Here is a 14,254-nt window from a genome sequence, read left to right on the forward strand (position 1 = left end):
TTTATTAAAAATAGATATCATCATTGCAAGCAGGCGTTGTTGCGTGGATGCCGATGTCATTCCTGCGAAAGCAGGAATCCACTATAAAGCGAGATAAATCGAGCTCTTAATTTCAAAAATTTTCTGTATGTATACTTTTTTTCTGGATTCCCGCCTACGCGGGAATGACATCGTACGTTTTTTTTGAGCCGTGCAACAACTCTAGTCAAGCCATGGGGTGATAGAGGTGAAATTGATCCATGCAACAATATCTTTTGAGCAACTGAAAGAAGCGTGTCAATCCATTCTTGCTACGTCAAAATTTACAGTTTTTTCTTCTTAGCTCAGACGTTAAATGCTTAACTAATCTATCTTTAATAAACGCTGCCAAATTAGGTGATAAGTTGTGTTATAGTATAAAGGAAAAATGTAGGAGTAGGGAAGAAAGTAAAAAGGCAGATAAATAAAACCTGCCTTTTTGTAATTATTAACGAGAATATAACTCGATTACTAAATGAACTTCTGCTTCAAAAGGATATGGAACATCAGAAAGAGCAGGAACTCTTAAATATTTACCGGTTAATGAAGGTACATCAAATGATAAATAGCCTGGTATTGTTTGACCTTGTTTTGAAACAGATTCTTGGATAAGCGGTATTTGTTTTACGGATTCTTTGACTTCTATAACATCACCTTCCTTTAGTCGTATGCTTGCTATATCGGCTTTCTTACCGTTTAATTTAATATGCCCGTGTGAAACTAATTGTCTTGCAGCAAAAATAGTTGGAGCTATATTCATTCTATAAACAACTGTATCAAGTCTGCTTTCAAGTAACCCAATGAAGTTTTCACCAGTATTACCTTTCATTTTTTGAGCAAGTGCAAAAATATTTCTAAATTGTTTTTCAGTGACACGACCGTAATGGCATTTTAATCTTTGCTTAGCTTTTAAATGTAAACCATAATCTGAAGTTTTAATCATGGTATTCTGTCCATGCTGTCCTGGACGATAATTTCGTGTATTGAAAGCATCCTTGCTATCACCCCATAGACTTACTCCAAGTCTTCTACTAGCTTTATATTTAGAACGAACAACTTTTGTCACTGATAATATCCTTAACTTTATATTTGAATTACAAGAAAATATATACATTTCTTATATCAAAGTCAATCATTGATTTTTACCCTAAAACTTTTTATATTTAATTAAAAAATATTTCATATGAGTTCTTTAGTAACACCAATCAATTTAGATAAAATCAATCATTCACAGAGTACTGTTAAAGACTATATTTTACTTATGAAACCACGTGTGATGTCGCTTGTGATTTTTACAGGTTTTGTAGGTATATGGCTTGCTCCTTATTCCGTGCATCCTTTTATTGCCGGTATTGCAGTTGTTTGCATAGCTCTTGGGGCGGGTAGTGCAGGAGCAATTAATATGTGGTACGATAGAGATATCGATAGCTTAATGAAACGTACTCAAAAAAGACCTATTGTCAGAGGTGCTATAGAATCTGATGAGGCTTTATCTTTTGGTTTGATAACGGGATTTTTTGCAGTATTTTTTATGGCTTTATGCGTTAATCTACTTGCGTCCTTTTTACTGCTATTCACTATTTTTTATTATATCTGTATTTATACTATTTGGTTAAAGCGTCGTTCTATACAAAATATCGTTATTGGCGGAGTATCGGGAGCATTACCTCCTGTGATAGGTTATGCAGCGGTAAGCAATACTATATCTCTAGAGTCGATTATATTATTTTTGATTATTTTTATTTGGACGCCACCGCATTCATGGGCTCTTGCTTTATTCTGTAACGATGATTATAAAAACTGTAGAGTACCGATGATGCCTGCAGTAAAAGGGAATTTATATACTAAGAAACAAATTCTAATTTACAGCACCCTTTTATTTATTGTTTCGTTAATGCCTTTTTTTATCGGAATGAATAATTTTATATATTTAATAACTTCCGGTATTCTTGGGTTAGTATTTCTATATTATTCCGGTTCTTTATTCTATGACACCTATGATAACAAACAAGCTAAACGATTTTTTGCTTATTCGATATTTTACTTGTTTTTTATATTTTTACTTTTGTCCTCAACTAGCACTATATCCACTATTAGCTGAGGGATAATAGTATTGGGTTATTTTTATGGAAGATAAAATTGAAACTCAACGTGAAGAAACATATCATAGGTTTATTTTCATGCAAGTGATTTTTTATTTATAACTGTAATTTTTAAATAAGAAGGGTTAGAAGATATATCGGATTTGATTCCAAGGGAGTAACCTGTCATGCAACATACCCCATCGTTTGATAAAATTACTCTTAATACCGGCTTTATAACGTACAGCCTTGCCTCCATATTCGCTTACTTTATTTTCCTGTATATTTGGTTGCCAAATTAAGGCTTCACTCTCTAATCTATTTGAGGCAATATTTCTTTCATGCTGCTTTTCGTTATGTGTTAAAAATATACATTCCGCTTTTATAAACGGTTTATATTGGTTGTTTATGTATTGATCTAAATCTTCAAATAACTTTGTATATTCGGTAAGCCAGCCTTCATAAGCAATAATAGGAGAAAAGTTTAGATGAACTTCGTAACCTGCTTCAATAAAAATATTCACCGCTTTTATTCTCTCGATAATCGGACTCGCTTTTGGCTCTAATATCTTACTTATCCTTGCCGGCACCAAACTAAATCTAATCCTTATTGTGCCTTCAGGATTAAAATTAAGTAGTTTATGATTAACATATTTAGTAGCAAAAGTTGCTTTAGCATGCGGATGTTCTTTAAAGAAATTAAATATCTTTAACCAATTAGTGTGTTTCCAATGCAGACTTACATCGGTAGAACAACCTATATCATATGTCCAATATTTAGAATCTGTTTGATTGGAAATTTTAGTCGGTAAACTTGCTACATGTTTATCTAATACGTCAAGTATTTGATCTATATTTTCATTTATATATAATGTTTCATAGTTGTGACGCATTGCATAACAATAACTATTTCTACAACCTCCTGCACAGCCATATATAAAGTTAGGAGTTATGTAATCCGCTGATCTTCCATTAGGGCGTACATGCAAAGTTTTCGTATTTTGTACTATTTTCTTAATCATACAATTTTAAATTAAAGTTTATGTAAAATACTTACTTAGCTTTACAAGCTTCAGATTTATTTACTTATATTGAAATTGTAGTTATAAATTATTAATTATAAATATATCATAAGTTATGGAAAAACCAAGCTATCTAAATTTTGAGAATAAAAATTGGTCGTGCCTCCGTATTGCAGTTTAGAGTAAATAGTCTATAATCCTCAAACAGTAATAAGAGAGAATTATAGTTAAGGAGTTATGGCAAAAATAGATGTTAAGTGTAGATATTGTAACAACACAGAAGAAGTAATAAAGTCAGGATATTCAATTTCAAAACAACAGAGATATCAATGCAAGCGGTGTAATCGATATTTTCAATTGGAGTATATTAATAATGCATCTAAGCCTGGAGTTAAGGAGCAAATAGTAGAAATGTCAATCAACGGCTCTGGAGTTAGAGATACAGTAAGAGTATTAAAAGTGGGTATCAATACAGTTATCCGTGTTTTAAAAAAATCTAGTATTAAAAAACAATAAATCATTCTATCAGTACAACAGAAGTAATTATTGCTCCTGAGATAGATGAACAATGGTCTTATGTACAGAATAAATCCAGACAACGATGGCTTTGGTATGCCTTGGATAAGATTTCGTTAAAAGTAGTTGCTTATACGTTTGGTACAAGATGTGATAGCACATTAGAATCATTACTGAAAAAACTAGAGAATTTCAAGGTGACTTTTTACTATACAGATGGATGGGGGAGTTATGCTAGGTTATTAGACCCTAAAAAGCATATTATCAGTAAAAAATACACTCAACGGATAGAACGAAGTAACTTGAACCTTAGAACGAGATGCAAGAGGCTTGCACGTAAGACAATCTGCTTTTCCAAGTCATTGGATATTCATGATAAGGTTATTGGTACTCTTATTGAACGTATAGCTTTTTAATAGGCATAACTGCAATATGGAGGCATGACCTGTTTTTTTGGGGGGGTGCCAAGTCACAAGATGAATTAAAGAATAAAAGCAAGGTAGAGAAAGAACATTTAGCTTACAGAGATAAAGTAATAAAAGGAATTAGAGAATATAAAAATTTTGATGAAGGTTTAAAAGCATGGAAAATTAGGTCATGCCTCCATATTGCAGTTATGCCTATTAAAAAGCTATACGTTCAATAAGAGTACCAATAACCTTATCATGAATATCCAATGACTTGGAAAAGCAGATTGTCTTACGTGCAAGCCTCTTGCATCTCGTTCTAAGGTTCAAGTTACTTCGTTCTATCCGTTGAGTGTATTTTTTACTGATAATATGCTTTTTAGGGTCTAATAACCTAGCATAACTCCCCCATCCATCTGTATAGTAAAAAGTCACCTTGAAATTCTCTAGTTTTTTCAGTAATGATTCTAATGTGCTATCACATCTTGTACCAAACGTATAAGCAACTACTTTTAACGAAATCTTATCCAAGGCATACCAAAGCCATCGTTGTCTGGATTTATTCTGTACATAAGACCATTGTTCATCTATCTCAGGAGCAATAATTACTTCTGTTGTACTGATAGAATGATTTATTGTTTTTTAATACTAGATTTTTTTAAAACACGGATAACTGTATTGATACCCACTTTTAATACTCTTACTGTATCTCTAACTCCAGAGCCGTTGATTGACATTTCTACTATTTGCTCCTTAACTCCAGGCTTAGATGCATTATTAATATACTCCAATTAAAAATATCGATTACACCGCTTGCATTGATATCTCTGTTGTTTTGAAATTGAATATCCTGACTTTATTACTTCTTCTGTGTTGTTACAATATCTACACTTAACATCTATTTTTGCCATAACTCCTTAACTATAATTCTCTCTTATTACTGTTTGAGGATTATAGACTATTTACTCTAAACTGCAATACGGAGGCACGACCGAAAATTAATAGCGGCTATCATCAAAGGTCAAGGGTTGAATCGTTTATGTTTAGGTTGAAGCGAACGTTTGGCTTTAACTTACAACAAAAAACAGAGAAAGGAAGAAAAAACGAAGTAATTACTAAGATAAATATATTAAATGAAATGATTGCCCTTGGGAAAGCTCAATATAGCTTTTAGAATTATATAAAATTTAATTATTTTTATACTCTAAGCGCTATATTGACTTTTTTTAATCTCCACGCAACAACGCCTTGCGAGGGAATGACGACTAGCTATTCAGACAGGTAATGCCTTGCGAGCTACACTTCAGTCTCTTCTAAGACCACTGTAGAATCAGCAAGTTTAGTAATTTTTTCAATTTTTAACCGAGCTTCTTTTAGTTTTTTCTCACAATGATTCTTAAGTAAAATACCTCTTTCAAAGCTATTAACTGCCGTCTCTAGACTCTCTTGTCCGTTATCTATTTTTTTAACAATTTCCTCAAGCTCTTTTAAAGCTTCTTCAAAGCTAATATTTTCTTCTAAAGTTTTAGTATTAGTCATTTATTTTTATTTTTTAATGGTTATCTGTAGTAGTTTTGTTTTCAGTTGTTTGTGGTATAAGTAATTTTTTTAGCTCACTACTATCAAAAGTTTTCTTAGGAGCAAAAATACTCCCTTGCATTTTTATATTAAGATGTGCCAAACTATCTTTATCGGAACTTGTATTTGAGGGATTTAATTTAACAAGCCTTGCCGGTACGTAAAATGATAAAATGCTAGATGCATCCATATCAAAATTATATATATTAACTGCAAAAGAAGCCGCACCGCTACTATATTGTGTTGCAAATTTTACTTTCTTTAACATGGCAATACCTTTTTGTAGTTCAATATCACCGCTTATGCCACTAATATTTTCTTGTCCTATGGTTATACCAGTATTTATATCTTTATCTAAATTTTGCACCTTATAATCAGCTGTATTAATTTTTTCTATAAAAGAATCAATTCCAAAATTATTAACATCTATATTGTTTATAGCAAATTGTGATTTTGTAGTAAGGTTATATAGCTGGCTTTGAAGGCTATTACCGTTAGTCCCTAAACTACCGCTTATACTTACTTTTCCGCTACTTGCAGTAAATATTTTAGGCATAAGAGCCGAAACTTTATCTAAATCTATTGTATTTAAAACATATACGAAATTTATAGAATAAGGTTCCAATAAAATATTGCCGCTACCTTGAAGCTTGCCGCCTAATAATTCTGCTTCAATATTATTAAATTGTAATAGATTATTATTATTTGCTACATAAAATTTAACATTTTTCAATATTAAATTATTCTGTGATAATGTTGATAATGTCCCGTAAAATTGCAATATAGCTTTATCTAAACTATAATCATTTATTAATTTATTTCTTAAATTAAGCATTCCTGCCGGTGATAATAAATCAGTAGTGAGATTACCGTCCTTAATTTCTATGGTCAAAGACGGTAACACACTTGAAGCATCTAAGTTCCAGCTAGTTGATAAATAGCCGCCCGCGGTTTTAAAATCTAAATTACTAATTTTTATATTAGCCGGTATGATTTTAGCAAGCAAATTCATTTTGTCAAATACATGATCGTTATACTTAACGCTATCTATCAAAATATCTAAATTAGCTAAATATCCTATTGTTCTAATAGGAATAAATTTACTTGGATAATCTAAAGTTTTCATATCTTTAGTTAAATTTTTTGTAAATTCGATAAGAGGCGAAATTATCGGATACGTCCTACCGCTTAAGTCAAGTGAAGATATATTAAGCGTAGCATCTAAACGAGGTGTTTGAGCAATAAATTTACTAGAAAAATTTCCCGATAAATTTAAATTGTCTGCTTTAAGTAATAAATTTTTAAAAAATAAATCTATTAAAGTGAGTTTTAAATCCGACGACAAGCTAAAAGGAATAGCTTCTTTAATAGTAACATCGTTAAATCCTAAAATATTCAGTAACGAATTTATATCATTATGCTTTAAATATAGCTGTCCATCGAACATACTTCTAACAGCATTCTGTGTTACGTTACCTGTAAGCTTAAATGCTCCACCTGACTTAATATTACCTGAAAGTTCATTTATCTTTAAAGTACCCTTTGATAAGTTAGAAGAAAAGATTATTTTTTCTAGTGCTTCATTACTACTTAATATTATTTCGTTGATTGCTATGTTTGCTTTAAGCAATTTGTCAGCAAAAATAAATCTAATATTTGAAGAAGAAGTATTAAATGTTACCTCTGCATTTGGAGAAATTAACGAACTTAGATCTATTTTAGGAAAATCTAATTTCACATTAGTAGTAATATTATCATTTTTAGCAATGTTAACAAATCCATTACCTGTAATAAAAGAGGATGCTATTACTATGTCTTTTAGCTCTATTTCATCTTCATTATTTGAAATATTAAATTTAACGTTTACTGCCTCATTTTGATTAAATTTATTAAAAAGATGGTTTAAATCCGGTAATATATTGTACATTACCGATGCTAAATTTTTAATCTGATATTCACCGCTACCGCTAGTAAGTTTAAAATCTTTGTAAATTTGCGATAGCTTAAAACCATAATCATTATTATCAATATCAAGACTAAAATCTACTATATCGTCACGTTTATTCATTGAACCTGAAATTTTACCTATATAGTTACTTGTAGTTTTAAATATGTAATTAGATGATAAAGCATTTTCTTTTTTTAATATACAATTATTAAAATTTAAAATAGAATAGTCTTGTTTATTAATAATACTTAGATTAGTAACATTTAGATTTATATTTTGTAATTTATATTTAAAGAAACTCTTTATTAACTCTTCATGATTATAAATACTTAATACATTAGAATTAGAATAAAATTTAGCATCTAATATGTCTATTTTATTAATTTTAGGATTAAATTTTATAAGCGACCACAACGAAAAATGAATTTTAATCTGCTCTAAATCTAACTCTCCTCCTTCCTTTATCGTCTCAATAATTAAATAAGGCAAAGGAAATTTATTCATCTTTATTTTGCCAATATTTTCTTTTGCAATTCCTAAATGTCTGGTAAGATTATTGGTAACTGAATTGTAGTTAACAAAAGATAATGCACCAAAGATTATAAATAACAATAATGAGAAACAAATTATAGTGCCGGAAGCTATTTTTTTTATCATGTCTGTAAAAAAGTTTTTAAATATATTATTATATATAACTATCAAAATTTAAAGGTAAATTAATGAATTCTTTAGAAAATTTAATTTTAGTCGGTGTAATAAAATCATGTCATGGAATTAAAGGTGATGTAATTTTAAAATCTTTTACCGAACCTGCTACAAAAATACTTGAAAGAAATTTAGTAAGTGAGTCAGGAGAAGATATACATATTAAGCTAATTAGCCAAAATGCCAAAGGAGAATTAATTTGTAGATTTAATGATATAACTACTAGAAATGAAGCAGAAAACTTAAAAGGCTATAAAATATTTTGCTTGAGAGCAAGTTTACCGAAACTAGAAGAAGATGAATTTTATATAGCGGATTTAAATCATTTACCTGTATTAAACCAAGATCATAAAGAAATAGGCAAAATTAAAAATATTCTTGATTTTGGTGCCGGTGACATAATTGAAATAGAATTTTTAGATCAAACAACCGAATTATTACCTTTCAATAAAGGGTTTTTCCCTCTTATAACTAAAGATTATGTCGTTTTAAATTATCAAAGAGAAATTTGAACAGGATACCCAGGTCGTCATTGCGAGCGAACGAAGAGAGCGTGGCAATTTCATAAAGTAATACTAACTCCTGAGATTGCCCCGTCAATTACTTCGTAATTTTCCGCGCAATGACGAAAAAACCGATCCACACAAGAATGACCTAGAAAATATTTATTTCAATCTTTAATTGAGTAAATTATATGAATTTGACAATTAAGTCTTAGAGGCTATCAGTAAATTAATTTTAATTAATAATTAAAAGGCTTTTTTAGCGAAAATTAATAAGATTTTTGCAGGAATATTGTTCATATTTCAAAAAAATCTTATAATTTGCAGCAAAAAAGAACTAAGTTATTGGTGAAAATTTGTTTACGGATAGTCTCTTAAATACTATAATCAATATATGTATATAAATAGAAGGTTAAACTCTATGCCTAAAACTTTAAAATACTCACTTATTATATTTATAAGTATAATATTATTATTAATTATTATTCCTTTCTTTATTCCTTTAAATAATTATAAAGGAGTAATAATAGATAAAGTTAAAGAGGCTACAAATAGAGATTTAACTATTAACGGCGATATAAAATTATCTTTATTACCAAATCCAGAAGTATCACTATCAGAAATTAAATTATCATCAATAGACGGCACGAAAGAACCTCATCTAGTTTTCGTTGAAAATGCTAAAGCGTCATTACGGCTTTTTCCTCTTTTTAGAGGAGCAATTGAAGTAGCTTCTATAGAGTTGCAAAAACCGATTATCAATCTAGAAGTTTTGAATAACGGACAAAAAAATTGGCAGTTCGCTACATCTAATAATAAGCCTAAAGAAAATAAAGTTAGTTCTGCAGAATCTACTAATACTAAAACTGAATTAGAACTTCCCATTTTGATTAGTCATGTTAAAATTATAGATGGTAAAGTAATATATATAGAAAAAAATAGTGAGAAAATATTTAACGATATTAACTTAGATACTAAAATTAAAAGCCTTAAAGGTCCAATAGACTTTACTTTAGCTTTAAAGGCTTTGGAGCAACAGATTAATATAGAGGGAAATATTGAAGAAATAGGAAAAATAATTCCGTTAAGTGCTAATATTAATCTTGCCAGTGACAAAATTAAAAGTGAAAAAATTAAAATCGAAGGAAGGCTCGATAGCGAAAATAATTCTTTCATAGGTAACGCAAATATTAAAGGCAATACTAAAACTTTAGGTATGCCTGCTGATTTACAAAATGACTACGAGTTAACTACGGCAATTACTGCCGATAGTAAAAATATAGCTATTAAAGATGCAAGGCTTAATTATCCAAATATAGAATTATTAGCAAATGCAAATTATGATATAGAGCGTAATAACCTAAAATCAAATATTATTATCAATCCTAGTAATATTATAACCGATATTAGCTCTAATTTAGATAAGACAAATATTATGCTACAAGCGGATAGTTTAAAACCTGTACTTGATGCTCTAAAGCTAAAGACCGATAAATTACCTCCTATTATTAACCAAAAACTTACACTTAATTCTAATATAATCTATAACCCTCAAGCAATAAAATTACAAAATATTAATTTATCGGCGGCCAATAGTAATCTAACCGGAGATATTGAGCTTAAAAACTTAGCACAGGATATCGCTATTTCTCATAATCTAAAAATTAATAATTTTGAGTCGTTTATGTCTCTTATGGGAGTAAGTAATTTAAGTAAGATTGGGGTATTACAGTTAAATGGGGAAGTACAAAAAATTAAAGATACTTACCATATTAATAATAAAATATCTGCTTTTAATACTAACATATCTATTAAAGGCGATATTAATTTAGCAGCTCAGAAACCAAATTTTAAACTTAACGTATACAGTCCTTTAGTTAATTTGGATAAAATTCTTGTAAGTAATACCCCTACTACTGTTCCAAGTAAAACTAGTAGTCCTGCTACTCAAAACATCTCTACAGCTAAAAATAATTCTCCTTGGTCAAACAATCCTATTAACTTAGGGATTTTAAATGAAATTGAAGGACAATTATCCACAAATATTGATAAACTAACTAACGACTCATTAATCATAAATAATTTAAAAGTAAAATTAAATATCACCGGTGGCACACTGAATATTACTTCAGTTAATGCGAGTATTTACGGTGGCGAACTAAGTAGCACCGGTTATGTGAGTTCAGGAAAAGATCAAAATGCTGCAATTAAAATTGATTTAAAAAATGCCTACTTAAAAAGTTTAACTCCGCAATCGGGTAAAATAAAAATAACCGATGGACGACTAAGTTTTAAAGCCGCTCTTACTTCTCGCGGTAATAGCGTTTATACATATGTTAATAATCTAAATGGGCAATTAAACGTAAATAGCGATAACGGAAAAATAAGCGGGTTTGACTTAAACCGAATTGCAGATGCAGTACATAATGCTAAAAATACCGAAGGAGTATTACGGCTTATTAACAGCTCTTTTAGCGGCGGATCAACATCTTTCAAAAATTTAATTGCAAGCGGGAATATAGCTAGTGGCAAGCTTGATTTAAGCGAATGTAGTTTAGATGCTACGCCAGCCAAGGCAAATGCAAGCGGTCGAATTAACTTACCACAATATATGATGGATATTAGTGCAAGCGTTACTATTGAGGAGTTACCGCCTATAGCCGTTAAATTATACGGATTCATAAATAACCCGCAGCATAAATTAGATATTCAAGCTTTTCAGACATATTTAGTTAAAAACGTATTTAATAGTATTATTAAAGACCTAAAAAGCGGAGAAAAGAAACCTGAAAATATTATTAAAGATGCTTTAGGTCTTAGAAAGAAACAAGATACAAATACAGAGGAACAAAGCAGCCCTCCACCGGAAAACCAACAAGCGGATCCTGTGAATAAACTGCTACAAAAAGGATTAAAGAAACTGTTTTGATGTGACCGTCACGGTCGTTGTATGACTTATTATTTCTCTCTGTGTCATCCCGTGATTTATTCGGCTTTGTTGCGTGGCTCAATGTCATGCCCACTTAGGAAGGAATCCAGTAATCCTTAATGTCACCCCGTGGCTTGACCACGGGGTCCAGGTTTTTAAATAAATCATGGGATGACAGAAAACTGGATTTCTGCCGTTACTAAAAATGACATTGTACGCTTTTTCTGTGTCATACAACAACGCCTTCTTACAATAACGACATATATATTTAATTAGGAATACCAACTATTCGCATTTAAGTGCATCCCCCAATTGATAAACTTCTATTATTTCCTCAGTATCTAATACCAAATTAGGTATGTTTTTAGGGAAATGTTGAATTGCTTCAGTAATTTTTGCTGCTTCTTCATCATAATTTGCCTTTTTCAACAAAATAATAAAATCTTCATATAATGATTTTTTATTTGGATTTAACCCTATAGCTCTTTTGATAGAAGCGAGTGCTTCCTCCGGATTTATTTTATGTAACTTATTAAAAAACTCTTCGTGATAGTATGCTTTACTTGGATCTAATTCAATAGCTTTCTTTAATGATTTAATTGCATTATCTTGTTGTTTTTCCATTAAAATAGAACTTAAACTATGAAAAACTTCAGCTTCCCTATTGTTATATTTTTCAGTTTTATTATAAGTTTCAATAAAATTTGAAAGTTCTTCAGGATCAGTTTCAACGAATTTTCGTAGATTGGCTTTTTCTTCTTGATATTGATATCTGTTATGAAGAGCGAGACATTTTTTAAACAGCTCTGCAATTTCATCTTTAGTCATAATCTATACTCCATTAATCTACTATAATATAAAAAACTAAACCGGTAAAGCTAATATTTACCCATATTGTTTTTTCGGTCGTGCCTCCGTATTGCAGTTTAGAGTAAATAGTCTATAATCCTCAAACAGTAATAAGAGAGAATTATAGTTAAGGAGTTATGGCAAAAATAGATGTTAAGTGTAGATATTGTAACAACACAGAAGAAGTAATAAAGTCAGGATATTCAATTTCAAAACAACAGAGATATCAATGCAAGCGGTGTAATCGATATTTTTAATTGGAGTATATTAATAATGCATCTAAGCCTGGAGTTAAGGAGCAAATAGTAGAAATGTCAATCAACGGCTCTGGAGTTAGAGATACAGTAAGAGTATTAAAAGTGGGTATCAATACAGTTATCCGTGTTTTAAAAAAATCTAGTATTAAAAAACAATAAATCATTCTATCAGTACAACAGAAGTAATTATTGCTCCTGAGATAGATGAACAATGGTCTTATGTACAGAATAAATCCAGACAACGATGGCTTTGGTATGCCTTGGATAAGATTTCGTTAAAAGTAGTTGCTTATGTAGAAGTCAAGATTTAATCTTACAGACATTATAAAAATTATATCTGAATGTCTGATAAGTTATGACTGTCAGATGAGTATTCAAGATATAAGATTTCGTTATTCTTTTCAACAGCTAACTTTTTACTATCCATAAAAGTCTGCATAGGTGTTTTTCCATAGCAATATTTACCGGAATGCGGTCTTTCATTATTATAATATTCTAGCCAAATATCAAGATCTAGTTGTAGATCATCAAGATCAGTATAGATCTTTTTACGCATAGCAGTATCAAAGAATTCTTGTTTCATAGTTTTATTAAAACGTTCACACATACCATTTGTTTGAGGAGAATATGCTTTAGTAGTAGTATGCTCAATACCCTCAATGCTTAAGAACAATTCAAAAGCATGATGTTCTATATTACCTTTATACTCACCACCTCTATCAGTTAAAATACGAAGTACTGGTATTTGCTGACTCTCATACCATGGTAACACTCTATCATTAAGCATGTCAGCAGCGGTAAGTGCTGTTTTATCAGTATATAGTTTAGCCTCTGCAACCCGAGTGTAACTATCAATAAACACTTGAGAATATACCTTGCCTATGCCTTTAAAATTACCTACATAATATGTGTCTTGGCATCCTAGATAACCTGGATGCTGTGTATCAATCTCACCATGAGCTTCTTTCTCGCTACGCCGTTTCTCTAATACTTGTAACTGAGCTTCGGTAAGAACAATACCATCCTGAGCCATTTTGGCTTCTAATGCTTTAAGTCTTTTATTGATATTATTTAAATCATTACGTAGCCAAATAGATCTAACTCCTCCAGGTGATACAAGAATACCAGTCTTTTTAAGCTCATTTGATACTCGCAGCTGACCATAAGCGGGGTATTCTACTGCCATATCTAATACTGCTCTCTCTACGGCAGGATCAACTCTATTCGCTATAATTAGCTTCTTCCGACTAATCTCATATAATGCTTCTTCTCCTCCTGTTTCATATAACTCTTTAAACCTATAATAACTGTCTCTACTGTAACCCATAGCTTTATATGCTGACGATATACTACCAAGACTCCTAGCTAATTCTAGTAATCCTATTTTTGGCTTTATTATTTTTTGATTTAGATTCATCTCTAATCCTCCATTTAATATTAT

At 30.6% G+C, this 14,254-nt stretch carries 14 protein-coding genes and 1 pseudogene; 8 read left to right on the forward strand and 7 right to left on the reverse strand.

Annotation, left to right across the window (positions count from 1 at the left end; translation table 11 throughout):
- Positions 1–466: 466 nt before the first annotated feature.
- A complete protein-coding gene (rpsD, locus tag AC0ODJ_RS04285) occupies positions 467–1,084 on the reverse strand; it encodes a 30S ribosomal protein S4 (RefSeq protein ID WP_218460783.1) in 618 nt (205 codons plus the stop codon).
- Between the two features lie 117 nt (positions 1,085–1,201).
- Between rpsD and cyoE the strand changes: the two genes are divergently transcribed.
- Entirely contained in the window at positions 1,202–2,119 is a 918-nt protein-coding gene (cyoE, locus tag AC0ODJ_RS04290; protein WP_474465084.1) for a heme o synthase, read from the forward strand.
- A gap of 126 nt (positions 2,120–2,245) precedes the next feature.
- Here the strand turns inward: cyoE and AC0ODJ_RS04295 are convergent, their stop codons facing one another.
- Positions 2,246–3,121, reverse strand: coding sequence for an SPL family radical SAM protein (locus AC0ODJ_RS04295; protein WP_474465086.1), 876 nt, complete (start codon positions 3,119–3,121; stop codon positions 2,246–2,248).
- Between the two features lie 237 nt (positions 3,122–3,358).
- Between AC0ODJ_RS04295 and AC0ODJ_RS04300 the strand changes: the two genes are divergently transcribed.
- Positions 3,359–4,053, forward strand: a protein-coding gene (locus tag AC0ODJ_RS04300) for an IS1 family transposase (protein WP_240466735.1) whose coding sequence is annotated in 2 segments (ribosomal slippage) — positions 3,359–3,632 and positions 3,632–4,053 — 696 coding nt in all. Because the reading frame shifts where the segments join, the coding sequence is not laid out codon by codon here.
- Positions 4,054–4,260: 207 nt separating this feature from the next.
- On the opposite strand, the pseudogene AC0ODJ_RS04305 reads toward AC0ODJ_RS04300, so the two are convergent.
- Positions 4,261–4,955 (reverse strand): annotated as a pseudogene (locus AC0ODJ_RS04305) (IS1 family transposase).
- A gap of 128 nt (positions 4,956–5,083) precedes the next feature.
- Between AC0ODJ_RS04305 and AC0ODJ_RS04310 the strand changes: the two are divergent.
- A complete protein-coding gene (locus AC0ODJ_RS04310; protein ID WP_474465039.1) occupies positions 5,084–5,218 on the forward strand; it encodes a hypothetical protein in 135 nt (44 codons plus the stop codon).
- A gap of 122 nt (positions 5,219–5,340) precedes the next feature.
- Here the strand turns inward: AC0ODJ_RS04310 and AC0ODJ_RS04315 are convergent, their stop codons facing one another.
- Together AC0ODJ_RS04315 and AC0ODJ_RS04320 are read right to left on the reverse strand one after the other, a co-directional pair.
- Positions 5,341–5,583 carry an exodeoxyribonuclease VII small subunit gene (locus AC0ODJ_RS04315; protein ID WP_008580037.1) on the reverse strand — a complete coding sequence of 81 codons (243 nt, stop codon included), beginning with the start codon at positions 5,581–5,583 and terminating at the stop codon, positions 5,341–5,343.
- Positions 5,584–5,596: 13 nt separating this feature from the next.
- Positions 5,597–8,227 (reverse strand): exodeoxyribonuclease 7 small subunit, encoded by a 2,631-nt coding sequence (locus AC0ODJ_RS04320; protein ID WP_474465087.1) that lies wholly within the window; start codon positions 8,225–8,227, stop codon positions 5,597–5,599.
- A 62-nt stretch (positions 8,228–8,289) separates the two neighbouring features.
- Here AC0ODJ_RS04320 and rimM point away from each other — a divergent pair, with 62 nt between their 5' ends.
- Positions 8,290–8,787, forward strand: coding sequence for a ribosome maturation factor RimM (rimM, locus tag AC0ODJ_RS04325; protein ID WP_218459784.1), 498 nt, complete (start codon positions 8,290–8,292; stop codon positions 8,785–8,787).
- 412 nt (positions 8,788–9,199) lie between these two features.
- Positions 9,200–11,707, forward strand: coding sequence for an AsmA family protein (locus AC0ODJ_RS04330; RefSeq protein WP_218459778.1), 2,508 nt, complete (start codon positions 9,200–9,202; stop codon positions 11,705–11,707).
- A 285-nt stretch (positions 11,708–11,992) separates the two neighbouring features.
- Here AC0ODJ_RS04330 and AC0ODJ_RS04335 read toward each other — a convergent pair whose 3' ends face one another.
- Positions 11,993–12,331 (reverse strand): hypothetical protein, encoded by a 339-nt coding sequence (locus tag AC0ODJ_RS04335; protein ID WP_218459779.1) that lies wholly within the window; start codon positions 12,329–12,331, stop codon positions 11,993–11,995.
- Between the two features lie 362 nt (positions 12,332–12,693).
- Here AC0ODJ_RS04335 and AC0ODJ_RS04340 point away from each other — a divergent pair, with 362 nt between their 5' ends.
- From AC0ODJ_RS04340 to AC0ODJ_RS04350, 3 genes are read left to right on the forward strand one after another with little or no spacing between them, the layout of a single operon-like run.
- On the forward strand, positions 12,694–12,813 hold the full coding sequence (locus AC0ODJ_RS04340) for an IS1 family transposase (RefSeq protein WP_121834047.1): 120 nt from the start codon (positions 12,694–12,696) through the stop codon (positions 12,811–12,813).
- Positions 12,814–12,972, forward strand: coding sequence for an IS1-like element transposase (locus AC0ODJ_RS04345; protein ID WP_474464717.1), 159 nt, complete (start codon positions 12,814–12,816; stop codon positions 12,970–12,972). It abuts the gene before it with no gap.
- 29 nt (positions 12,973–13,001) lie between these two features.
- On the forward strand, positions 13,002–13,124 hold the full coding sequence (locus tag AC0ODJ_RS04350; RefSeq protein WP_474465731.1) for an IS1 family transposase: 123 nt from the start codon (positions 13,002–13,004) through the stop codon (positions 13,122–13,124).
- 20 nt (positions 13,125–13,144) lie between these two features.
- Here AC0ODJ_RS04350 and AC0ODJ_RS04355 read toward each other — a convergent pair whose 3' ends face one another.
- Positions 13,145–14,230, reverse strand: coding sequence for an IS481 family transposase (locus AC0ODJ_RS04355; RefSeq protein WP_474465734.1), 1,086 nt, complete (start codon positions 14,228–14,230; stop codon positions 13,145–13,147).
- Positions 14,231–14,254 lie beyond the last annotated feature (24 nt).

Source organism: Rickettsia senegalensis (genome assembly GCF_056135685.1).